18 protein-coding genes are annotated in these 20,944 nt (G+C 63.3%); 5 read left to right on the top strand and 13 right to left on the bottom strand.

What is annotated here, in order from left to right; genetic code table 11:
• Nucleotides 1-142: 142 nt before the first annotated feature.
• From RA167_RS00310 to RA167_RS00300, 3 genes are read left to right on the top strand one after another with little or no spacing between them, the layout of a single operon-like run.
• Complete coding sequence (locus tag RA167_RS00310) at nt 143-1,147, top strand: sodium:calcium antiporter (protein WP_076785830.1); 1,005 nt, start codon at nt 143-145, stop codon at nt 1,145-1,147.
• 47 nt (nt 1,148-1,194) lie between these two features.
• The gene (locus tag RA167_RS00305; protein WP_237574189.1) at nt 1,195-1,671 is read left to right on the top strand and encodes a copper chaperone PCu(A)C; all 477 of its coding nucleotides are present in this window, start codon (nt 1,195-1,197) and stop codon (nt 1,669-1,671) included.
• Nucleotides 1,672-1,710: 39 nt separating this feature from the next.
• Nucleotides 1,711-2,865 carry a methyltransferase gene (locus tag RA167_RS00300; protein ID WP_076785829.1) on the top strand — a complete coding sequence of 385 codons (1,155 nt, stop codon included), beginning with the start codon at nt 1,711-1,713 and terminating at the stop codon, nt 2,863-2,865.
• Nucleotides 2,866-2,872: 7 nt separating this feature from the next.
• Here the strand turns inward: RA167_RS00300 and metE are convergent, their stop codons facing one another.
• Nucleotides 2,873-5,152, bottom strand: a complete 2,280-nt coding sequence (gene metE / locus RA167_RS00295; RefSeq protein WP_076785828.1) for a 5-methyltetrahydropteroyltriglutamate--homocysteine S-methyltransferase — start codon at nt 5,150-5,152, stop codon at nt 2,873-2,875.
• Between the two features lie 105 nt (nt 5,153-5,257).
• Here metE and RA167_RS00290 point away from each other — a divergent pair, with 105 nt between their 5' ends.
• Entirely contained in the window at nt 5,258-6,157 is a 900-nt protein-coding gene (locus RA167_RS00290; RefSeq protein ID WP_076785827.1) for a LysR family transcriptional regulator, read from the top strand.
• A 2-nt stretch (nt 6,158-6,159) separates the two neighbouring features.
• Here RA167_RS00290 and RA167_RS00285 read toward each other — a convergent pair whose 3' ends face one another.
• The 10 genes from RA167_RS00285 to RA167_RS00240 form a co-directional block, all read right to left on the bottom strand.
• Nucleotides 6,160-6,585 (bottom strand): PPC domain-containing DNA-binding protein, encoded by a 426-nt coding sequence (locus tag RA167_RS00285; protein ID WP_076785826.1) that lies wholly within the window; start codon nt 6,583-6,585, stop codon nt 6,160-6,162.
• A complete protein-coding gene (locus RA167_RS00280) occupies nt 6,582-7,184 on the bottom strand; it encodes a hypothetical protein (RefSeq protein WP_076785825.1) in 603 nt (200 codons plus the stop codon). The genes RA167_RS00285 and RA167_RS00280 overlap by 4 nt, the downstream gene beginning before the upstream one ends.
• 577 nt (nt 7,185-7,761) lie before the next feature.
• A complete protein-coding gene (locus RA167_RS00275; RefSeq protein WP_076785823.1) occupies nt 7,762-8,919 on the bottom strand; it encodes an iron-containing alcohol dehydrogenase in 1,158 nt (385 codons plus the stop codon).
• Nucleotides 8,916-9,224, bottom strand: a complete 309-nt coding sequence (locus RA167_RS00270) for a putative quinol monooxygenase (protein WP_076785822.1) — start codon at nt 9,222-9,224, stop codon at nt 8,916-8,918. Before RA167_RS00270 ends, RA167_RS00275 begins: the two co-directional genes overlap by 4 nt.
• On the bottom strand, nt 9,221-9,832 hold the full coding sequence (locus RA167_RS00265; protein ID WP_076785821.1) for a glycerol-3-phosphate responsive antiterminator: 612 nt from the start codon (nt 9,830-9,832) through the stop codon (nt 9,221-9,223). The genes RA167_RS00270 and RA167_RS00265 overlap by 4 nt, the downstream gene beginning before the upstream one ends.
• Before the next feature lie 9 nt (nt 9,833-9,841).
• On the bottom strand, nt 9,842-11,401 hold the full coding sequence (locus tag RA167_RS00260; protein WP_076785820.1) for an FAD-binding oxidoreductase: 1,560 nt from the start codon (nt 11,399-11,401) through the stop codon (nt 9,842-9,844).
• On the bottom strand, nt 11,398-13,077 hold the full coding sequence (locus RA167_RS00255) for a glycerol-3-phosphate dehydrogenase/oxidase (RefSeq protein ID WP_076785819.1): 1,680 nt from the start codon (nt 13,075-13,077) through the stop codon (nt 11,398-11,400). Before RA167_RS00255 ends, RA167_RS00260 begins: the two co-directional genes overlap by 4 nt.
• 18 nt (nt 13,078-13,095) lie before the next feature.
• On the bottom strand, nt 13,096-14,703 hold the full coding sequence (locus RA167_RS00250; RefSeq protein ID WP_076785818.1) for an FGGY family carbohydrate kinase: 1,608 nt from the start codon (nt 14,701-14,703) through the stop codon (nt 13,096-13,098).
• Nucleotides 14,700-16,163 carry an MFS transporter gene (locus tag RA167_RS00245; RefSeq protein WP_076785817.1) on the bottom strand — a complete coding sequence of 488 codons (1,464 nt, stop codon included), beginning with the start codon at nt 16,161-16,163 and terminating at the stop codon, nt 14,700-14,702. Before RA167_RS00245 ends, RA167_RS00250 begins: the two co-directional genes overlap by 4 nt.
• A 148-nt stretch (nt 16,164-16,311) precedes the next feature.
• Nucleotides 16,312-16,764: a hypothetical protein gene (locus RA167_RS00240; RefSeq protein WP_139337032.1), complete on the bottom strand. Its 453-nt coding sequence runs from the start codon at nt 16,762-16,764 to the stop codon at nt 16,312-16,314.
• 705 nt (nt 16,765-17,469) lie between these two features.
• Here RA167_RS00240 and RA167_RS00235 point away from each other — a divergent pair.
• Nucleotides 17,470-18,375, top strand: a complete 906-nt coding sequence (locus RA167_RS00235; protein ID WP_076785815.1) for a helix-turn-helix domain-containing protein — start codon at nt 17,470-17,472, stop codon at nt 18,373-18,375.
• Here RA167_RS00235 and RA167_RS00230 read toward each other — a convergent pair.
• Both RA167_RS00230 and RA167_RS00225 read right to left on the bottom strand, forming a co-directional pair.
• Entirely contained in the window at nt 18,344-19,123 is a 780-nt protein-coding gene (locus tag RA167_RS00230; protein WP_076785814.1) for an SDR family oxidoreductase, read from the bottom strand. The two genes, RA167_RS00235 and RA167_RS00230, sit on opposite strands and share 32 nt — an antisense overlap.
• Nucleotides 19,120-20,832: an ATP-binding response regulator gene (locus tag RA167_RS00225; protein WP_139337031.1), complete on the bottom strand. Its 1,713-nt coding sequence runs from the start codon at nt 20,830-20,832 to the stop codon at nt 19,120-19,122. Before RA167_RS00225 ends, RA167_RS00230 begins: the two co-directional genes overlap by 4 nt.
• Between the last annotated feature and the right edge of the window lie 112 nt (nt 20,833-20,944).

The raw sequence follows: 20,944 nt of genomic DNA, 5'->3' as shown, positions 1-20,944 counted from the left end.
CGACGCCGCGCCTCGTCCCGGTCGGACCGTTGCGCCGCGTCATGGTTCATGTGTCCGACCGTGGAGATATCGTGCAACATCCCCATTCCCCTTACCCGCCTGCCCGTTGGGTCATGCCGCCCGTTGCGACGGGAGCGTGCGCATGACTTGGCTCGTGCTCGAACTCGTGCTGATGCTCGCGGTGATCCTGATCGCCGCCGAATTGTTCACGAACGCGCTAGAACACCTGGGCGAGCGGATGAAACTATCCGAGGGCGTGACCGGCTCATTGTTCGCGGCGGTTGGCACTGCGCTGCCCGAGACGTCGATTCCGCTGATCGCCATTGTGTCGGGACGCGGCGAGCGGCTCAACGAGGAGATTGGCGTGGGCGCGATCCTAGGTGCGCCGCTGATGCTTGCGACGCTGTCCACGTGTCTAATGACCGTTGCGGTATTGCGCCAGCGTGGGCTCTGCGGACGGATACGGCCGGAGACCGGCGGCATCAACCGCGATCTCAACTATTTCCTGTTTGCGTTTGCGTTATCGGCCGCTGCGATGTACGTGCCGCATACGAATGTGCTGGTGCGGGCAGGGTTGAGCACCGCGCTCGTATGCGTGTATCTACGCTACGTGTATGCGACGTTGCACGCCTCGCAAGCGTTGGTAGCTGGCGGACACGGCACCGAGGCGCCACACGTCATGCATCTGTCGCGCTTTGGTGTCCCGACCCGGCTCGTGACGATCGTACTGCAGCTGGGTCTCGCGCTGGCTTTGCTGGTCGGCGGCGCGAAGGGATTCATCCATGGCGTGGACGGAGTCTCCCAGCTGCTGGGCGTGTCGCCGCTGCTGTTGTCGCTGCTGATTATCCCGATCGCCACGGAGTTACCCGAGAAGACCAACAGCATCTTGTGGGTGCGTCGCGGCAAGGACACGCTCGCATTTGGAAACCTCACCGGCGCGATGGTGTTCCAAGGCACACTGCTGCCGGCGCTGGGCATTATGCTCACGCCATGGGAGCCGCGCATCGAGGTGCTGACTGGTATCGTGATCACACTGGTCGCGGCAGCGTGGTGCCGCGCGCTGTCGCGCGGTCGCGGCCTGCCGATCTGGGCGCTGCTGTTCAACGGCGTGCTCTATGCAGTCTATCTGGCCGTGACGTTGGCATAATGCTGCGATGCTGTTCGATTGTTCGCCGTTCGATTTCGGAGGTAGGAATGCAGGTTAAGTCTCTGATAGGCGCCACTGTGGCGCTGTTTGCCATGCTGGGCGCTGGCGTGCCCGCCGCCGCGCAGGCCACCACGCAGGCCGCTGGGCTGGCGGGGGTGCAGGTGAGCGGCTGCTGGGTGCGCACGATGCCGGCGACCCTGCCGTCATCCGCCTATTTCACGATAAGAAACAACGCAGACAAGCCGGTTTCGCTGCTGGGCGTCGATGCGCTGGCCTTCGGGATGGTCATGATGCACCAGACGCAGAGCAACGGCAGTACGTCGCGGATGGTCCATGTTGATGCGGTTGACGTGCCGGCCCACGGTACGCTGCAGTTTGCGCCGGGCGGTTATCACGTGATGCTCGAACAGCCCAAGAGCACGCTGAAAGTCGGCACGACGATTCCGTTGACGCTCGATTTCGGCGCTGCCGGCAAGCTGGACGTACAGTGCGAGCTTCGGCCTGCCTCGGCGTCGGCGCATTGAAGTCGCCGCGCCAACCGGTTTGTTGTCGCGGGTGACACGATGAGCGAACCTGAGTGCCCGATGCTGAACTGGACTGAAGGCGGCCAGACCCGCCATGCGCGCTGGCGCTCGCACGCTGGGCTGCCGCCGCCGCGGCGCGTCGTACCGGCCGATGACACGCTCAGTGCCGATCACGCTTATCGCCTGGCATGCGAGGGAACCGCAATCCTGTGGCGGGGCGACTTCAATAACGCGCGGCAGCTGCTGCAGGCCATCGCGCGGCGTGTTGAGCGTCGTCGGGCCAAGGGCGGTGCGACGCCACAGGAAATGTTCAACCTGCACCGGCTGGCGCAATCGCAACGGGCCCGCACGCTGGCGATGCTGCTGGTGCCGCTCGATGGGCATTACCGGATACCGCTGCGTCGTGCCCCGGACCTGAGTGAGGCGTGCGCGCACGCATACGGCCCGCCGCCCGGCGGCGATGCGGCAAGCGTCGTTTCGCTGCGTGAGTTGCTGGGGATAGTCGGCGCGTTCGAGTGGTATTGCAAGGGCGTGGTCATCGACGCGCTCGGCGGTGACCGGATCCATCCGCACTATGGCGTGTTTTCGCCCGTACGCGGCGAATACCTGGACCTGATAGCGCAGGCGCCGTTGCCAGAGGGTGCCGATGCGCTTGTTTTCGACATTGGCACCGGTACCGGCGTGATCGCTGCATTGCTGGCCCGGCGCGGCGTGCGGCGCGTGATCGCGACGGACGTTGATTCTCGCGCGCTGGATTGCGCGCGTGAGAATGTCGCCCGGCTGGGGCTGTCCGCGCAAGTGGAGGTCGTGCAGGCAGATCTTTTTCCGTTATCACGTCGCGCGCCGCTGGTGGTCTGCAATCCGCCGTGGGTACCGGCGCGCCCGAGCGCATCGATCGAGCATGCCGTGTTCGATCCGGACAGCCGCATGTTACGAGGATTCCTCGCCGGCCTGCCGGCGCATTTGACACCCGGCGGCGAGGGTTGGCTGATCATGTCGGACTTGGCCGAGCATCTTGGCTTGCGCCCGCGCGAAGCTTTCCTCGCGATGATCGACGCGGCCGGCTTACAGGTGCTCGACCGCGCCGATATCCGGCCGCGTCATCCCAAAGCGTCGGACGTCGCGGATCCGTTGCATGCGGCGCGGGCCCGCGAGGTGACGTCGCTGTGGCGCCTCGCGGTCCGAGGCCGTTGAGCGCGCGCTATGCAGTGCCGCGCAACGTATGCGCGGCGGCCACCATGTTGCGCAGCGCCGGGATGACTTCTGTCCATGCGCGTGTCTTCAACCCGCAGTCCGGATTAACCCACAGGCGTTCGGCTGGGATGCGCTCGGCCGCCTTGCGCATCAACTGGACGATGTGCTCCTGCGTCGGGATGTTCGGTGAATGGATGTCGTACACGCCCGGTCCAATCTCATTCGGATAGTTGAAGTGATCGAACGCATCGAGCAGTTCCATGTCGGAGCGCGATGTTTCGATTGTGATGACGTCTGCGTCCATATCCGCAATCGACGCGATGATGTCGTTGAACTCCGAATAGCACATGTGTGTGTGGATCTGCGTGTCGTCGCGCACGCCGTTGGCCGCAATGCGGAACGCGCCGACCGCCCACTGCAGGTACTCATGCCATTGCGACTTGCGCAGCGGCAAGCCTTCGCGCAAGGCCGCTTCGTCGATCTGAATCACGCGCACGCCCGCGCGCTCCAGATCAAGCACCTCTTCGCGGATTGCCAGCGCAAGCTGCTGACACGACACGGCACGCGGCTGGTCGTCACGCACGAATGACCAGTTCAGGATCGTCACGGGCCCGGTCAACATACCTTTCATCGGCTTGTGAGTCAGCGATTGCGCATATTGGATCCATTCGACCGTCATCGGCTTTGGCCGGCGGATGTCACCGAACATGATCGGCGGTTTCACGCACCGCGAGCCATACGACTGCACCCAGCCGAATTGGCTGAACGCATAGCCTTCGAGCTGCTCGCCGAAATACTCAACCATGTCGTTGCGCTCGGCCTCACCATGCACGAGCACGTCAAGCCCCAGCGCTTCCTGTTCGCGCACGCTGCGCGCGATTTGCTCGCGCATGGCCGCGCGGTAGCTCGCCTCGTCCAGTTCGCCGCGGCGGAAATGGCTGCGCGCCTGGCGGATGTCTTCGGTTTGTGGAAACGAGCCAATTGTCGTGGTCGGATACGGCGGCAGTTGCAACTGCTCGTGTTGTTTGCGCGCGCGCTCCGGGTAGTGGCTGGTGCGGCGTTCCATGTCGGCGTCGATGCGCGCGAGCGCCGCCTTGACGGCCGGGTTATGTACGCGCGCCGATACCTTGCGCGCCGCGATGGCGGCCTGATTGTCCCGCAGGTCAGCCTCTACGGCCTGCCTACCGTTGTTCAGTGCCGTAGCAAGCACGTTGAGTTCGTCCAGTTTTTGCAGTGCGAAAGCAAGCCATGAGCGTAGCTCGGCGTCGAGTTCGCGCTCACTGGCCAGATCCACCGGCACGTGCAGTAGTGAGCACGACGGCGCGAGCCAGAGCCGCTGGCCGAGTTGCCGGTGGATCGGCTCGAGCCAGTCGAGCGTGGCGACGAGATCGGTTTTCCAGATATTGCGGCCGTTGACGACGCCGAGCGACAGCACGCGCTCGGCCGGCAGCTCCGCGATGACGTCGCAGACTTCATCGCGCGCATTGAGCGTGTCCACGTGTAGGCCTTGCACTGGCAATCGGCATGCAAGCGGCAGGTTCTCCTGCAATTGGCCGAAGTAGGTAGCCAATAGCAGCTTAACGCGATCGGTGCGCAGCGTGTCGTAGGCGCGCACGAACGCTTGCTGCCACTGCGGATCGAGCTCGGTGACGAGGATCGGTTCGTCGATCTGCACCCACTCGGCACCGCACGCGGCGAGTTCATCTAGCAATTGCGCATAGACCGGCAGCAGTCTTGGCAATAGCGCAAGTTTGTCCGAGTCGTCCTTGGCTTTGCCGAGCCACAGGTACGTCAGCGGCCCGATGATCACCGGCTTGGCTTTCACGCCAAGGCGACGTGCCTGTTCGAACTCACCGAGCAGGCGCGATGCATCGAGCGAAAAGGTCGTGGACGCGCTCAATTCCGGCACGATGTAGTGATAGTTGGTATCGAACCACTTGGTCATCTCGCCGGCCTGCACGCCGCAGCTGCATGCGCCGTCCGTGGCCGAACGCCCGCGCGCGATCCGGAAGTAGTTGTCCAGCGAATCGCCGTCCAGTTCGCGTACTCGCTCCGGCAGGTTGCCGAGCGTGAAGCTCATGTCGAGCACCTGGTCATAGAACGCGAAATCACCTACCGGCGACCAGTCCAGTTTCGCCTGGTCGGCCCAGTGCTGCTGGCGCAGTTGAGCGCCCGCTGCCTTCAGTTCATTTAGCGAGGACTGTCCCTTCCAGTAAGACTCGAGGGCGAATTTCAATTCCCGCTTCGCGCCGATGCGCGGAAAGCCCAGATTGTGCGTGATGGCCATAATTTGATAGAGGGTGGGTCAAGAGTGCGTCGATCATAGGGGTTGGGATCCATGAAAAAAAGTGGCATTATTTCATCGGCCCATTAGTTATTTTCATATTTCAATATGCTCGAACGTATCCACCTGGCGATCGTGCGCGAGGTTGACCGGCGGGGTTCATTGACCGCTGCCGCCGAGGTGTTGTGCTTGACCCAATCGGCGCTGAGCCACACGGTCAAGAAGATGGAGCAGATGCTGGGCACGGCGGTCTGGCGCCGCGAAGGCCGCAATCTGCGGCTGACGCAGGCGGGCGAATACCTGTTATCGGTCGCCAATCGCGTACTGCCGCAGCTGGAGCACGCGCAGGCACGTCTGGTGCAGTACGCGCAGGGTGAGCGTGGCACGCTGCGCATCGGGATGGAATGCCACCCCTGCTACCAATGGTTGCTTAAGGTGGTGTCGCCGTACCTGGCACAATGGCCGGACGTCGATGTGGACGTGAAGCAGAAGTTCCAGTTCGGCGGCATTGGCGCGTTGTTCGTCTATGACATCGACATCTTGGTTACGCCCGATCCGTTGCACCGCTCGGGCCTTCGCTTCGAGCCGGTGTTCGACTACGAGCAGGTGCTGGTGGTCCAGCGCGGACATGCACTGACACGTGGCACGCACGTCGAGCCGGCGCAGTTGGCCGGCGAAGTGCTGATTACCTATCCGGTCGATATCGACCGGCTCGACGTGTATGCGCAATTCCTGGTGCCGGCCGGCGTGCGGCCGAAGCGTCACAAGACGATCGAGACCACCGACATCATGGTGCAAATGGTCGCCAGCGGCCGCGGCGTTGCCGCGCTGCCGCGCTGGCTGGTGCAGGAATATGCGGACAAGATGCCGATCGAGCCGGTGCGGCTGGGACGCGACGGCATCGACAAGCAGATCTTCGTGGGTATGCGCGAGGCGGATGCCGATACCGACTACCTGGCCGCCTTCGTCGCGCTTGCGCGGCATTCAGCCCGCTATGCGGCAGCGTAACGTCACGGCGTGGCGGGACCTTCGATGATGGAGTCGACCAGCCACTCCTGCAACGACACCTCGATTGTGATAAACGAGCGGTTGCCGCCTCGTTGCAAGCGTCCCGCGAACATCCGCCCGTTCGGGTCCGCGACCATGCCGCTGATCGACGACGCACAGCCCGTTGCGGCCATACGCGATATTTCGCCGGACAGGCTCAGGATTTCGACCCCGGGACCCTCGACCGTGATGGCCGCGCTCGTACTACGCTGCGGCAGCAGCAGTGTCGCGCCGAGTAGGCTGCCGACCGCACCGCGTACCAGCGCCCGCTCGACCCCGTGCGCGTCGCACAGGTGTTCCAGCGACGTGATCAGGTCCTCGTTAGGTTTGACGCGCGCGACGACCAGCCGCCCCAGGCGGCCCGATTCGATCATGACGTGGTCTTTCATACGAGCGGTGTCCTTATCGGTTGCAACAGGTCGTAGGTGGTTTCCGGATCATGGGAGACGACCAGTTCCAACTCGTCGAACAGGCATACCCTGACCCGCATCGGCTCATGGCCGACCACGGTCCGCTGCAGGTCCAAATGGCCGCCGTGGTGCCTGCCGCGGGCATCGATCATGCCGCCATGGCAATGCAGCACGCGGCTGCCGTCCTCGCACCGACCAATCGTGATCGTCGCATCCACTAGCGTGACGTCGCCGTCACAGACGATTGGCGGGCCATACACGTACGGTGGGCCAGCGTGCGCGGCACGAATGATGACGTGATATTCGACGTGCGCGCATACGCCGCCGCCACTGATGCGCGCACAGCCGCTGCGCTGCGTGAAGCCATCCAGTGTCCGGTGCAGTGCGGTTGCGAAGTTAGCGCCCGGCGGCAGCGTGATGAGTAGCTCGTGCGTGCTGTGATGAGTCAGCACTTGAGCGATGCGTGGCGATGTCGGAGGCCCCGGATGGACGAATGCTGGGGGATGATGTGCCGGGCGCGGATCGGCCAGTGACGGCCATATCGGCGCCGTGTCGGCAGGGGGCATCGTCGGATGCATGGTATCGACTCTCCTCGGCCTTCTTCGACAGACGTCGATGGTCGTGCGCAAGTTCGATGCCGGCTCGGGGATGGGCCTGGTCCACCGCCTTTTCCGACAGCCCTTTTGCGCCGGGCGCGCGCCCCTGCCGTCCCGCCAATCCCGTGGCCGACCAGCTTGATGATAGTCTGCTAATAGCGGTTTTCGGGCCGAATCTTCAGCGTGAAGCCGCATCGTTTGTAATGTGTGAGGATCGTATCGTAAAGGTACGGCACTGTCTGGCGCGGCGATATCAGAAACGACTCCCGGTGCAGCTCGGTGACATCGACCGTCGAGTGGTGCGCAAGCGGATGCTGCGCGGGCGGCGCTGCGCTACGTATGCGTGTTAATGAAACGAGATTGGCGTGCGTAGCCCGGCCGTGCATGAGGTCGCGGTACTCGGCATGCCCGACTGCGCGCTACACAGGTCCGCGCTTATTCGTGTTCTGGAACGCGCTGCCCAAGTCGGCCTATGGCAAGATCGCAAAGAAAGGCGTGCGGGCCGAGCCCACGGTCGCAAAGAAAGACATGTGGGCCAGGTCCACGAAACGTGGGCGTCCTACCAAGCCTGCTCGTAGATGGCGAGGGCGTCGGCTTCGCGGACTTCACGCGGATTGTTCACGAGCAGACGGGTCTGCAGCATCGCATCAGCGGCCATTCTCGGCAGATCGTGCCGGCCGACGCCGACTTCGCGCAGCGTCCTCGGGATCCCGGTGGCGGCAATCAGCGCGTCGATCCGTGCAATCCATACCGCGGTCCTGGCTTCGTCGCTGCCGCGTGCGTCGGGCGCGACGATCGACGCAAGCTGCGCATACTGCTGTGCGGCTGTGTTCGCGTTGAAGCGCAGCACGTGGGGCAGTACGAGTGCATTGGACAAGCCGTGGGGCACGTGAAACAGGCCGCCGATCGGATACGCGAGCGCGTGCACGGCGGCCACCGGTGCATTGGCGAAAGCCTGCCCGGCCAGCATCGCGCCGAGTAGCATTGCCTCGCGCGCCGCGCGGTCCTGCCCGTTGTCGCACGCCGGCAGCAGGTGGCGGGACAACAGCTCCAGCGCCTGCAGCGCGAGTCTGTCTGACAGCGGGTTCTTCAGGCGTGCCGACGTGTACGCCTCGATCGCATGCACCATGGCATCGATGCCGGTGGCCGCGGTCGTCGCACGCGGCAGGCCAAGCGTGAGTTCCGCGTCCAGAATCGCGACGTCAGCGAACAGCTGTGGCGCGACCACGCCCATCTTGCGCGCCTTGCCGAGCGTGACGATCGACACCGCGGTGACTTCCGAGCCGGTGCCCGCGGTGGTCGGCATTTGCACCAGTGGCACGCGCGTGCCGCGTACGTTGCCTACGCCGTACATCTCGGCCAGCGGTTGCTGCCCGGCCACCAGGATGGCGATCAGTTTGGCCACGTCCATTGACGAGCCGCCGCCGAGTCCGAGCACGATTTCGGCACCGACGGCCGAAGCACGCGCGGCGGCGTGGAGCACCACCTGTTCGGGCGGATCGGCCACCACGTCATCGATGACAGTGACATGCCAGCCCTGCGCGGTGAGGTCCGCCAGCGCGGGCCCGAGCAGTCCGCTGCGATGCAGGAACGCGTCGGTGACCACGCACAGTCGGCTCAGTGTGCCGAAGTGCTCGCGCAGCAATGCCCCGAGCCGGCGTGCCGCGCCGAACTCCACGATCACGGTCGGCACGGTCTGAAAGAGCAAGGGGGTCATTGGCTTGCTCCGTGAACCATGTGGCTTCTGACATCGCGGCGTTCAAGCATCGGAATGATCTGACCGTAACCGATCTGCTGAAAATGCGGCGTTTGCCGATGCTCGTCCAGCCCCGTTGCATCGGTATACTGCTCGAGGATCACAAAATGGTCAGGATCGTGCGGCGAGCGGAAGAACTGGTAGTCCAGGTTCTTCGGCTCATCGCGCGTGGCGCGCGCGAGCGCGTCGAGCAGCGTTAGCACGCGCTCACTCTGCCCGGGCTTGGCGAAATAGTGGGCAATGACCTGCAAGTAGGGCGGCTTCACTGTTGATTCCCTCTTCCACGGTTCGTCGCGCGTTCCGCGCGGCGATCCAGGTTCCACAATTGACTGTCGCTGGTGGACACCGCCACCGCGCCGTGCGCCTGCGCCTGGCGCACATCGTGCTCATTGCAGACGAAGCCCGACGCGACGATCGGTGGCAGCGCCGCACGGTTTTGCTCACGCAGGTGCGGCAGCATCGGCGCCGGCATCAGCTGCACCAAATTGGGATCGCTCTGCTCGATCGCCTTGATGCTGCGCGGCCACGTCGAGCGGTCCGTCACGAAAACCTTCTGCATTGTCATCAGACCGGCGCGGTTGGCGCGTTGCACCGTCGCCACGCGCGTGGACACTAAGCTGGTGACGCCAATATCGACGAGATATTCGACGCCGCCCTTGTCCTGCGACAGCCCATCGCAGCTGTCGATATTGACGATCACGGACTTGCCGGCCCGCGTCAGCGTGACCACGACCGCCTGCAGCTTGCGCAGCTCGACGTTGGCCACGATGCCGACCTCGGCCGCGCTGCCGATGAAGCTGTCAAGCTGCTCGGTGCCATACAGCGTTGCAATCACAGGATGTCGGGCCAGACGCGCTCCGAGGGACTTGTCCATATCGAAATATCAGCTTGCCGGCGGGACGATGTCGTCATCCAGGCCGAGCTTACCAGGGTTGAGAATGTTCTTCGGATCCAGCGTACGCTTGAGCGCTTGTAGCACGGGGAACGCGCTGCCCAGCGAGTCGCGCATGTAGGGCGCGCGCAGTAGACCTACACCATGGTGGTGGCTCAGCGTCGCATTGTATTGGATCAGCACGGCATTGGCCGCGTCCCACGCACGGCGGTACCACGCGGCGCGCTGCTCGATGGCCACTTCGCCGCGCAACGAGAAGTACAGGCATGCGCCGTCCACATAGGCATGCGACTGATGCGCGGAGCCCGCCAACGTACCCGGCACCGATTGCAGCGCATCGACCACATCGCGATAGATCGCGGCCAGATCGCGCCAGCGCCCCGCCATCTCCAGCGTGTCGGCGACGAACCCCGGGCTGCGTTTGAAGCCCTCCGCGCTTTTGCCGGTCAGGTACCGCGTGTCGAGCCACTTCTCAAAGATCGCTTCCCCGGCCAGCGGCTGCCCTTGCGGCTTGCACACCTGCTCGCAGACCGCAATCCCCGCATCCACAATCTCGCGCGTGCCCTCGTCGGCGATCAGCAGCACATTCGTGTCTGGCAGGCCGAACTGCACGCCGCTTTCGAGCGCATCGTACAGACGCAGCGCCGCTGGTTGGGCGCCGCGCTGCATGATTTCGCGGCATGCGTGCAGGCCGGCGGCGAACGAGTCGAAGCCATAGGCAATCGCCCGACCGTAGTCCGGTAGGCGGTGCAGCTTCAATCGTGCGCGCACGATGATGCCCAGCGTGCCTTCGCTGCCGATGAACAGCTGCTGCAGGTCCGGCCCGACCGCTGCGCGCGGATAGCCGCCGACGCTGATCAGCGAGCCGTCGGCCAGCACGACGTCCATGCCGTATACCATGTCCTCGATCTTGCCGTAGCGCGTGGACAGCTGTCCGGCGCCTCGGCAGGCGATCCACCCCCCCACGGTGCTGATACCAAACGACGACGGCCAGTGTCCCGTCGTCAACTTGTGCTCGCGCTGCAGCGACGCCTCGAACACGTCGCCGAACATACCCGCCTCCACCTCGACGAGCTGGCTTTCTTGATCTACGCTGAGTAGCCGGTTTAGGCCGCATAAGTCCAGCACGATGCCGCCACGCACCGGCAGCGCCGCGCCGGTGACGTTGCTGCGCCCGGCCGACGCCGTCACTGGGATCGACGCCGCATGCGCAATGCGCATTACCGCCTGGACCTGCGCGACGCTGGACACGCGCACGACAACGGCGTGCGGCGTGGCCGGCCGGCCGGCGGTTTCCGTGACCATCGAGGCAGCCCACCAGTCACGGGTCCACGCGACCACTTGTGCCGGCTGTGTGATCACCTCGTCGGCGATTTCCCGCAGCGCGTCGCATTGCCGCTCCGAGACCTGCACCGGTGCGCGTTGCATGCTGCCGGCCGGCGCGTCGTACGGCACACTGGGCAGGTTCAGCGAGTACGGTGGCGGCGTGTGAGCGCCGACGACATAATTGCCGCGGTTGTAGCCGCGCTGAATGGCTTCCTTGCTGATCATCCGTTATCTCCGATGAGGACCGATTTCTCGTATTGGACGGCCGCGACGTAGTCGCGCACCTGGCTGGCGACGAGCGCGTCGGACAAGCCGAGCTCCGCCTTTAGAATCTGACCCACGCGCGGTGCGGCGCGGGCTGACGCATCGCGCGCCATCAATCGTGCGCGCGTGCGCCGCGACAGCACGTCGTCTACGCTGCGCGCCAACTCATGGCGCGCAGCGTAGACCACTTCCGCTTCGCTGTACGGCAAGCCCTCGACGATCGGGGCGAGCAGTGACGGGCGTGCATCGATCAGGTCGCTGACAAAACGTGCCTCGGTGCCGTAGCGCTCGCCCAGATGCGCGGCCAGTCCGCCCGAGGCGACGATCGCCTGCGGGTCGTAGCCGGCCGCGCCCAGCAGGTAGGCCGATTTCGTGCGGCATGGCGCGCGTTTGCCGATGACTGTCTGCGCCGCGTCGATGGTCTGCTCCGCCATGTGCCGGGAGGTCGTCAGCTTGCCGCCGACAATCGTCACCAGGCCGTCGGGCGCGATGTGGATCTCATGGTTGCGGCGCATCTCGATCGTCTTGCCGCCGGGGGGGCCGACCAGCGGCCGGCAGCCGGCGATGCTGCCCACTACGTCGTGCGGCTGCAGGTCCGTCTTCAAAGCCGAGCGGGCGCCTTCCAGCAGGAAATCAAGTTCTTGCCGTGTGCAGTACACGTTGTCCAGGTTGCCGTCGTAGTCTTCGTCGGTGGTACCCAGGTACGAGACGTTGCCCCAGCGGGTGATCGTCGCACGCCGGTTGCGGCCCGGCACCGGGATCGTGACGGTGCAGTCGTTGCGAATCTTCAACCACGGAATCGCCACATGCACGCCCTTGGCCGGTCGTACCTGGAGCGCTGGTGCATCCCCCTTGCGGCGCCCGTCCCAGTCGCGCAGCCAGACGCCGGTTGCCATGATTACCACGCCGGCGCGCACGCGGATCTCGCGGCCGTCGGCATGCACGATTGCACCATCGACGCGTCCTTGCGCATTACGGGTAACCTCGGCCACGCGCGCATGATTGGCCAGCGCCGCGCCGTGGAACGCCGCGGTGCGCGCCAGCGTCAGCGTCAACCGCGCATCGTCCACGCGCGCATCGAAATACATGAAGCCGCCGGTTAAGTACGCTTCGTTGAACGTTGGGCAGTGCGACAGCACTTCAGCCTTGGTCAGTTTCTGGTGCAGGATGCCTTCGCGCCAGCCGCCGGCGAGGTCATACGTCCACAACAGGCTCTCGAAGGCCTTCGCCAGGCGCTTGTCGAATACGCCGTCGCGCTCCATCACTGGGAACAGGAACGGCAGCCGTTGCACTAGGTGGCGCGCATTGCGGCGCAGGCGCTGCCGCTCCAGCAGCGAGTGGCGCACCAGGCTGAGATTGCCCTGCTCGATGTAGCGCAGGCCGCCATGAACCATCTTCGAGGATTTGGACGACGTCCCGGACGCGAAGTCACTTTTCTCGACCAAAGCGACGCGGTAGCCGCGCAGGCTCGCGTCCAGTGCCGCATAGGCGCCGGTGACGCCGCCGCCGACGATCAACATGTCGAATGTGTCGCCGCCCAGGCGCGCGAGCTGTTCCTCACGCACTACGCGCAGTGGCGACGTGGCCGTCATCGCAGCCCGATCCTGCCTGGGCCGTCTGGATGGTAAGAAAATCATACTGGTGAATCTCCGTACTCAACCGTGATCGAAATCGGCCGCATGGGCAAGTTCAGATTGGATGCGCGCGTGCCATCTCGCGCGCCGTTGTTGTCGCAAGCCGGTGTCGGGCGACGGCTCGAACACCGCGTCGGTGACCAGCGTGGCGCGTGCCGCATCCAGCGAGTCCCACAACAGGCCCGAGGCGCCGGCCAGGAACGCCGCACCGCGCAGGCTCGCGCGGTCGCTCTCGCGGATACGCCGCACCGGCAGGCCGCTCAGATCCGCCTGGATCTGCAGCAGCACGTCGCTGCCCGATAGGCCGCCGCCGACCACCAGCTCATGCACGTCGATACGTGCCACCGCTTGGTTCGCCTCCATGCATGATGTCACCGAATGGCCAATGCCCTCGAGGAGGGCGAACGCGACCTCTTCCCGCGTGGTCGCAATCGATATCCCGGATAGCGATGCGCGGGCGCAGGGTTCCATTTGCGGCACGCGCAACCCGGTCAATGCGGGGACGAACAGCACGTCGCGCGCCGACGACACGGTGCGGGCCAGGGCGCTGATCTGCGCCGGATGGTCGAACCAGCGCAACGTGTCGCAAACCCAATTCAGTGCGCAGCCCGTCGTGGCGACGAAGGTTTCGAGCGAATAGTGTGAAACGCCGCCATGGCGGCGTGCTGTTATGGCCAGCGTTGCGCCGTATGATGGTGGGTGCTGGTGCTGGTGCTGGTGCTGGTGCTGGTGCTGGTGCTGGTGCTGGTGCTGGTGCTGGTGCTGGTGCTCATCCATGAGCGTGGTGCACGGTAAGGCCGGGCCCGTCAGCAGGTCGACGAAGCTGCCCGTGCCGTGTACGCACATCGATTGCCCACGGTCGAGGCACCCGAGTCCGATCGCGCCGGCAAGCTGGTCGCCCGCGCAGGCCAGGATCGGCACGTCGATCCCGAGTAACTCGGGCCGGGTGCGGCCGAACGTGTCCGCGTCCTCGCGCAACGCCGGCAACAGCTCACGCGGAAAGCCCAGCGCATCGATCCAGGCGTCGAAATACCGATGCTCGCCCAGCAAATAGGCACTCGCCGAAGTCGCATTGGTCGGCGTGGTCACGCATGTACGCTCGGTGGATAGGTGCCATAGCAGCCAAGTGTCGATCGTGCCGAACGCGAGGCGGCGGGCGCGGAACGCGTCGGCGACTGCCGGCACCGTGCGTAGTTGATGGGCCGCCCATAGATACGGCGAGCGCACGCCGGCGGGTCGGCCTACGCCTGCCACCAACCTGCGGTCCCAGGTGGCGGCCAGGCGCTCGAGATCGGCCGCATGACGCGTATCCTGCCAGACCATCGCAGGGACCAGTGCCCGTCCCGTGTGCGTGTCCCATAGTACGGCCGTTGCCCGCTGGGTGGCGATGGCCACCGCGACGACCCGCACCTTTTGCTGTGCAGCCCTTGCCAGCGTCGCGTAGCAGACCGCGATGGTCTTGTCCAGGATCGCATTCGCATCTTGCTCGACGACCCCTGGTTGCGGACTGTCCACGTGTAGCGGCAGATATTCGAGGCAGGATACGTGTCCACTGGCGTCGACTAGCGCGGCCCGTGTGCCAGACGTGCCTTCGTCGATCGCAAGGATGGCGTTTCGATGCGCGGTCATGGTTGGGTCTTCTCGATGGCGGGGTTCGTCAACGCCGGCTTGGACGACGGGGCATTCTTGAACTGGGGTGCGTCCGGCTCGTTATCCGGAGTGATCGTTGTGCGCGTGGGGTCCCAGCGAATCGTCAAGCAGATCACACTGGCGACAAATGGCACGACGGCCAGGATCAGGAAGGTCTGCTCCAGGCCGTATCGTTCCAGGAACAGCGGGAAGACGAGCAGTCCCAGCGCCGCACCGATCGAGCCGAGCGCGCCGACAACGCCGTTGGCACTGGCGCGCAGTTCGCCGCGGAACGACAGTGACGACAGACTCTTGCCATTCGCTCCCGGCCCGCCGGAATGAAGCAGAATGAACAACGATGGAATAACCACGCATGCCCATAGCGGCATCTGGGCATGGAACAGGCCTAGTATCAGCAACATCGCGAAGACCGCTGCAAATCCCATGGCTGATGCATGCCGCAAGCCCAGTCGGCGCGCGATCAGCGGCGAAGTGAAGCCACCCGCGATACCAAATACGTTGAACACCAGTGCACCGAGCGTCGCGTACACGAAATCCTTGCCGAACAGCGCCGCGCTGATCAGCGGCAAATACCAGCCGATGGCGAAGTACTCGATCGATTGTCCGATCTGCACGGTGGCCGCCAGGACCGTGCGCGGCAGGTACACACCGCGAAAGATCAACAGCACGTTGGCCAGCCCGCGCGTTGCCGGGTTAACCAGCGGCACGCGCTCATGCAGCGGCGCAGCGACGAATGGTCGACCATAGATTTGCGCCATCGCGCGGGCCGCGTCATCCAGTCTGTCCCTGCGAGCGAGCCAGATCGGGCTCTCAATCAGGAATGCAAACTGCATGAGCAAAATGGCGACGCCAAATACGGCAGTGGCCGCAACCGAGTAGCGCCAGATCGAATCCCCAACGTTCCATGAGTGGAACAGCAACGCCAACAACAAGTTCGTGCATACCGCCGTGTACCACATGCCTTGCCACGCGTTCAGGCGGCTTTTCAAGCGTGCTGGCGTGAACTCGGCCAGCATGGCCATGGCGATCGCGAAATCGATGCCATACGCCATGCCAACGAAGAAGCGCCCCAGCAGGATCACTTCAAAGCGCGGCGCGAATACCACCAGCACTGCGCCGAGCACTGACAGCAGTTTCGCGATGACTAGGGGGCGGATCCGGCCCCAGCGGTCGGCCATCCAACCGCCGATTGGATTGAATGCAATCGCCACCCATGATGCGAACGACGTCATGAGCGCCACCTGCGCCGCCGTCAGATGGAGATCGCGCGTCATTGGCCCGAGGCCCGCGCTCAGCGCTGAATTCGAGAATGCGTCGAGAAACAACCCACCGAGCGACAGCCACCAGATGAGGCCGGCTCTGCCCGCGATGCGGGGCTGTGAGTCGAGGAACGATATGATGTCTTCAATGCCACGAATCTTGATCGCGATGGCTTGCACTGCCGGCCTCCATTCCCATGATTCTGTAAGAGGCCTGAACAGACAACGCGATCGATGCGCGCAAGAGACCATCTTACAGATAGTCTCTTGTCTAGATCTGTGCGCTCACTTTACGGCGAGTGCGGGCGGCGTGTCAAGCGCGGATGAACTAGCCGGATCCTGCGCTCATGGATTGGCGATAGCGCTGTAAGACGTCGATGTCATGGCCCGTCAATGCGCGTGGCTCGTCCTGGATGGCCTGGCAGTAGGCCTGCACTTGCGCGTCGTGCCGCATCCCCTCCAGCAGCAGCGTGGCAGCCGGTTCGTCATCTTTGCCCAGCGGCCGATATCGATTGCTGCGCATCGCGCGCAAAATGGCCCAGAGCACGGCCAGATGGCCGATCAACAACGCCGCGGCGATTTTCCACTGTCCGCCGTGGCCTGCGTCGATATCCTGCAGCGCGCGATAAATAATCATCATGCACAGCAATACGATGACCGCCGCCGCGCCGATATGCAGCCATTTGGCCACCTCGAACGCGACAGCATGGCGGCTGAGCTCGTCACGTGTCAACGGCCGTTCCAAGGCGGCGTTCGCGCGTGGACCTGACTCGAAGCTCATGCCGCCACCTCCGATGCCGCTGTGTCCCGCCTTCGACACCCGTGGCACCTAACCCGCAAAGGTGGGACCGGTCCGTTCGTGTCTTGCTGTACTGTCGCCTGCTGTCCAGGCCTGCCTGCACTACGCTCGTTCATTGTCAGCGTTGTTGCCTCCACGTTAAGGGAAACGGCCACGTGGCTTTTGCCTTCACATTGGCCAGCATGATCGAACCGTACAGATAGGGCTGCGCGCCATCGGGAGCGGTTCGATGTCGTAGACGCGCCTCGTGGTTTGGATGAACCCGGCGGCGCAATGCGGCGATTACTGCCATGCAATGAATTGCATGGCCTTTTGCGTTATCAATCGTTTGAACTGCATGGGATTCGTCAATTGAGGGCAACCGGCTGACCAGTCCGTTCAGGCGTACGTCTTACCGTTGCAATATCGGCTCATCGAGTCCGCGACAAGCAACGCTGAATTGACGCGGGCATAGGCCATTCAATCCATTGCGTTTGCCCGAACCTATGCACCATGTCGGATTTATTACGTTCATGGCGGATACCCTTTACCCCATCAATGGCAAGTCAAATCGTTGTACGGAATGCAAGTATTAGCGGCTAAACATCGTATGTCAAGCAATATTTTGCTGGGTTTCTTAAAAGAACATTGCATGTGATGCGCGTTTTCTCCTAAAGTTGGGGCCGAGCAGAACGATTCGGACATTACATGTTTTCAAGCGAAGACAAGGTTTCAGAAGAGTCGCTGGCGATTGCCATGCGAATTCATGATTTACTGAACCGCCATGGAGTTGGCAAACGCCAACATGCGGTGGAGGTACAGCGCATCCTTGGGCTAAGTTATTCCCAGGCTCACCGGAAGATGAAGGGCGCCAATCCGTGGACCATTGCGCAGGTCAAGGCTGTGGCGCAAGCGTATGGTGAATCTGCGGCGATGCTGCTCGATGGGCTGGACTCAGGCGAGCCGGTTGGGGCGCTGGCCGCGAAGATGCAAGAAGCGATGTTTTATGTGGGAGATGCTGAGTATCGTTGCCTAGCCGATATTGGAGAGAGGGCGCATGACGTATCGGGGCTGGAGTTCGTTGCGCTAAAGGAGGGCAGTCGCTGGAAGGTGTATCCGGTGGAGTCGGCATCGGGTGGCGACTATTTCGTGGTGGAGCAGATTCTGATTCGCCCTCGTGACGCGCCTGAGTCGAGCCCGGTCATTGCGATAGTGGACGACGATCCGCTATTGACCGCAGAGATGTGCTCGTATTTCCATTCGCATGGCTATATTGCCCGGCCGTACAATACGGAGGCCACGTTCCGCGCGGCGCTTGGGGAGAATGTGTTCGACGGGTTCATCGTTGACTGGCTACTGGAGACGGGCACGGCCGAAGCGATTATCCAGTCGATCCGTCAGTCGCGTCACGGCGACGCACCCATTTTGCTGCTCACGGGCAAGCTGGTGACAGGCGAGGCGAACGAGGATGAGGTGGCGCGGGTCATTCAGCAATACGATGTGAAACCCTTTGAAAAGCCGGCGCGACTGAATTGGGTGGCCGTGGAACTGGCGCGTCGGCTCAAGGCGGGGGGCCATCCGGCTAGGGCCGCGGGGCGCGATGCAGATAGATGACGTCCTGCTGCACGGGTATCAGGTTCTGGCCGCTATCGATGACGAAGTCGGTGCCGTTGTAGGCGGGGGAAGCCAGCAGCAGGACCGCCGCTGCGACATCGGCCGGGCCTGCCACCCTACCCAGCAAGTTGGACTGGCGGGCCGCGTAATGAAAGTCCGCATCAGTCTGGCTGTCGCTGGGCAACATTAACCCGGGAAAAACCGCGTTAATGCGTAAGACCGGCGCGGCCGAGATCGCAAGCATTTGCGTTAGGTTGCCCAGCGCTGTCTTTCCGACCGTATAAGTGAAGTGGTCGCGGTGGAAGTTGCCTTTCACCTTCTGGTCCACAACATTGACCACTGCGCCGGTTGCACCCGTGGCTCTCGCGCAGTCGTGGAAGGCCCGCGTTAGCAGAATCGGAGCCCTGCAGTTCACCGCCCATGCCTGATCCAGCGCCTGCACGGAGAAGTCGACGAAATCGTCTTGCCAGAAAACCGCCGCGTTGTTGACCAGCAGGTCCAACCGGCCGAAGTGCGCGAAGACATCCTGGATGAGCTGGTCGATCTGCGCGGCGTCCCGCAGGTCACCGCTGAAGGCCAGTGCGTCATACCCGGCATGCTGTAGCGCCAATGCGGCCGTTTCCGCCTCATCGCGCGATGTGCACGCGTGTACGGCCACGCGATATCCATTCTTCGCGAGATGCTCCAGGATCTGTCTGCCGGCCCGCTTGGCCGAACCGGTCACCAGTGCTACCTTATCGACGCTCATGAAGACGCTCCATCCAGCAAGTTTTCGAATGCGGCGCGTAGCGCGTCAATCCGGACCGGCTTCATCAAAAGTTCATCAAACATGGCCAATTGCGTTTCACTGAGTAGCTCCGGTGCCGATGCGCTTACGCCAATCAATTTCGAATGAGGTGCGCCGGTTTTCCGGATCCATCGCGCTAATGAAGCGCCGTCTTCCCCCGGCATTTGCAGGTCAATGAGCGCGACATCCACTTCCCGCTGGCTAAGCATGACTCTGGCGTCCCATGCCGAGTCCACGGCAGTAACGGCCAGGCCCAAGCTGCGCATGAGCGCGACCAGCGCATCCCGCATCTGGGGCTGATCGTCCACCACCAGCGCCTGTTTGCCGCACAGCGGCGTGTCCGGCAGCGCGCTTCGGCTGTCGCCGTCGGGCTGCGCGCGACGTATCAACGAGTCGGTCGATTCGCGAAACGTGACTTCGAACGTCGATCCAACACCGAGCGTCGACGTAACGGTGATATGGCCGCCGAGCAGTCGCACCAGCCCGTCGACAATGGCCAGACCCATGCCGATGCCCGTGTGGCTTCGCGTGTTGCCGTCGTCAAGCTGCACGAACGGCTCGAACAGCTTTTCCTTGGCCTGCTCCGGGATGCCAATGCCGTGGTCGGTCACCGCGATCCGCGTGACGCATTCCGATGCAGCAATGTGCTGCGTCGCACGGATCAGCACGTCGCCTTGGGTCGAATACTTGATTGCGTTGTCGACCAGGTTGAGCAGGATCTGCCGTATCCGTTGCTGATCGGAATGAATCAACCAGACGATGCCGCGCGTGTCGATTCGTACAGACAGCCGCTTGAGCGCAGCCATCGGCCGCATCTGTGTGGCGACCTGCTGCACGATATCGATCAGATCCACCGGCGCAATGCGCAACTTGAGCTTGCCCGCGTCAAGCCTTGCATAATCGGCCAGGTCTCGCAGTTGCGCGTCGATCTGTTCGGCCGCCTGCTCCATTCGCAACACAGCGCGCATACTTCTTGTCGACAGTTCGGCGTCCGCGAGACTCGAAAGACCGGCCGATATGGTTTGTAGTGGCGTGCGGATCTCGTGCCCGATCGCCCCTAGAAACGCACTCTTAGCTTTTAATGATGCATTGGCTGCCGCCGTCGCGCTTTGCTCGGCGATTCTCCAGGTTCGCTCCCGCCAGGCGGCGCGCATGCCACGATATGTGGCGATGGCCAACACGATCAATAGCGTGCTCGTCAACGAAGCTGCACTGATATAGCTCGCCCACAGCACTCGCCGTTTGTGTCGGAAGTCCTCCAACGCAATGTCGCGACGTTTGTTTTCCGCTTCGCCGATGCCTTGCGCCAATCGAAGTGTTGACTCGTCCAGCGCGTGCAGGTGGCCGGCGATGACGCGTGCCGTCGACCTGTCGCCTGGCTGCAGATCGACGATGAGCGGATCGATCGTTTGCAGGCAATGTCGGATTGCCGCGATGGCCTGCACGTAGTCCGGCACGCTCAGCTGTACCTGGGTAGTATCCGACGGCTTCGAAATAAGCGAGAACTTTGACACCAGGATCTCATAGGAGCGCTGGATCTCATCCAGGTCCTGGCTGTCGCCGCTCGCATACCGCAAAAGCAGGTTTTCCAGGCGATCTGCATTGAACTTGAACTGAGCGGGTGCCCAGTAGTAGTTTTCCTGCGGACCGGCTAGCTTGTACACGGACATGGGTTCCGTGCTGGTCCATTGAAGTGCCGTATAGCCCCATGCCGCTATCACCAGCGCGAGCGCCACCCCCAACAAGGTGCCTGCCCGCGACCAACGAAGCCATTGACACGTA

The sequence above is a fragment of the Mycetohabitans endofungorum genome, from assembly GCF_037477895.1.
Taxonomy (GTDB): domain Bacteria; phylum Pseudomonadota; class Gammaproteobacteria; order Burkholderiales; family Burkholderiaceae; genus Mycetohabitans.
Note: the sequence above shows the minus strand (reverse complement) of the source record. Positions and strands in the feature narration are given on the sequence as shown.

Coding starts and splice junctions, on each gene's coding strand:
- RA167_RS00310 (WP_076785830.1), top strand. CDS start 143: ATGACTTGGCTCGTGCTCGAACTCGTGCTGATGCTCGCGGTGATCCTG.
- RA167_RS00305 (WP_237574189.1), top strand. CDS start 1,195: ATGCAGGTTAAGTCTCTGATAGGCGCCACTGTGGCGCTGTTTGCCATG.
- RA167_RS00300 (WP_076785829.1), top strand. CDS start 1,711: ATGAGCGAACCTGAGTGCCCGATGCTGAACTGGACTGAAGGCGGCCAG.
- metE (WP_076785828.1), bottom strand. CDS start 5,152: ATGGCCATCACGCACAATCTGGGCTTTCCGCGCATCGGCGCGAAGCGG.
- RA167_RS00290 (WP_076785827.1), top strand. CDS start 5,258: ATGCTCGAACGTATCCACCTGGCGATCGTGCGCGAGGTTGACCGGCGG.
- RA167_RS00285 (WP_076785826.1), bottom strand. CDS start 6,585: ATGAAAGACCACGTCATGATCGAATCGGGCCGCCTGGGGCGGCTGGTC.
- RA167_RS00280 (WP_076785825.1), bottom strand. CDS start 7,184: ATGCATCCGACGATGCCCCCTGCCGACACGGCGCCGATATGGCCGTCA.
- RA167_RS00275 (WP_076785823.1), bottom strand. CDS start 8,919: ATGACCCCCTTGCTCTTTCAGACCGTGCCGACCGTGATCGTGGAGTTC.
- RA167_RS00265 (WP_076785821.1), bottom strand. CDS start 9,832: ATGGACAAGTCCCTCGGAGCGCGTCTGGCCCGACATCCTGTGATTGCA.
- RA167_RS00260 (WP_076785820.1), bottom strand. CDS start 11,401: ATGATCAGCAAGGAAGCCATTCAGCGCGGCTACAACCGCGGCAATTAT.
- RA167_RS00255 (WP_076785819.1), bottom strand. CDS start 13,077: ATGATTTTCTTACCATCCAGACGGCCCAGGCAGGATCGGGCTGCGATG.
- RA167_RS00250 (WP_076785818.1), bottom strand. CDS start 14,703: ATGACCGCGCATCGAAACGCCATCCTTGCGATCGACGAAGGCACGTCT.
- RA167_RS00240 (WP_139337032.1), bottom strand. CDS start 16,764: ATGAGCTTCGAGTCAGGTCCACGCGCGAACGCCGCCTTGGAACGGCCG.
- RA167_RS00235 (WP_076785815.1), top strand. CDS start 17,470: ATGTTTTCAAGCGAAGACAAGGTTTCAGAAGAGTCGCTGGCGATTGCC.
- RA167_RS00230 (WP_076785814.1), bottom strand. CDS start 19,123: ATGAGCGTCGATAAGGTAGCACTGGTGACCGGTTCGGCCAAGCGGGCC.
- RA167_RS00225 (WP_139337031.1), bottom strand. CDS start 20,832: ATGTCCGTGTACAAGCTAGCCGGTCCGCAGGAAAACTACTACTGGGCA.